The organism is Mesorhizobium sp. WSM4830, from assembly GCF_055811495.1.
On record NZ_JBVVQI010000125.1, the window covers coordinates 1 to 356 of the forward strand.

At 60.4% G+C, this 356-nt stretch carries 1 protein-coding gene; it reads left to right on the plus strand.

Features of this window, described 5'->3' with window-relative positions; translation table 11 throughout:
• The coding region (locus tag AC0L2Y_RS34645; protein WP_473562346.1) for a DUF736 domain-containing protein at window positions 1–207 on the plus strand (207 nt) is incomplete at its 5' end.
• Window positions 208–356 lie beyond the last annotated feature (149 nt).

The window sequence follows — 356 nt, forward strand, 5'->3', positions numbered from 1 at the left end:
GACAACGAGAAAGGTCCGGACTTCCGCATCTTTGCCGGAGCCACCGAATTCGGAGCGGCATGGAAGAAGACCTCGCGCGAGGGCCGCGACTACCACTCGGTCAAGCTCGACGATCCAAACTTTCCCGCTCCGATCTATGCAAGCCTGGTTGAGACCGACACTGACGGCGAGTTCTCGCTCATCTGGTCCCGACGCACTGCAGAGTGATCTGACCAACACGAAGCCCCGCTGCAAAGGTGGGGCTTCGCCATTTCAGGTCCGCTGCTGTCTGGCACATCGGTCGGGTGCAGCACGCTACGCTTTGACGAGTGCCTTTCGCGCCTTCTTCACCGGCGACTTGATTGCCGTTGCGGTTG